This is a genomic window from Pseudonocardia nigra (assembly GCF_019396355.1).
In the GTDB taxonomy this organism is placed as follows: Bacteria; Actinomycetota; Actinomycetes; order Mycobacteriales; family Pseudonocardiaceae; genus Pseudonocardia; species Pseudonocardia nigra.
Window position 1 is genome coordinate 1 of sequence record NZ_JAHKRK010000586.1, and the last position, 564, is coordinate 564.

Annotated in this window: 1 protein-coding gene; it reads left to right on the forward strand. The window is 65.8% G+C overall.

Annotation, left to right across the window (positions count from 1 at the left end; translation table 11 throughout):
- The coding region (locus tag KME75_RS42315; protein ID WP_219420721.1) for a cbb3-type cytochrome c oxidase subunit I at nt 1–564 on the forward strand (564 nt) is incomplete at both ends.

The following is a 564-nucleotide window of genomic DNA, read 5'->3' on the forward strand; positions in this document are numbered from 1 at the left end:
CGGGTCGCCGGATGTGGCGTTCCCCCGGTTGAACGCGCTGTCGTACTGGCTGTTCCTGTTCGGTGGCCTGATCGTGGTGGCCGGGTTCGTCACCCCCGGCGGGGCGGCGGACTTCGGCTGGTACGCCTACGCGCCGCTCAACAGCGAGACCCACAGCCCCGGCGTCGGCGCGGACCTGTGGCACGTCGGGTTGATCGTGTCCGGGCTGGGCACCATCCTGGGCGCGGTCAACATGATCACCACGGTGATCTGCCTGCGGGCACCGGGGATGACGATGTTCCGGATGCCCATCTTCACCTGGAACATCTTCTTCACCGCGGTGCTGATCCTGATCGCGTTCCCGATCCTGACCGCGGCCCTGTTCGGCCAGTTGGTCGATCGCATGTTCGGGGCGCACGTGTTCGACCCGGCCAACGGTGGGGCGATCCTGTGGCAGCACCTGTTCTGGTTCTTCGGCCACCCCGAGGTCTACATCGTGGCGTTGCCGTTCTTCGGGATCATCACCGAGGTCATCCCGGTGTTCAGCCGCAAACCCCTGTTCGGCTACCGCACCATGATCTTCGC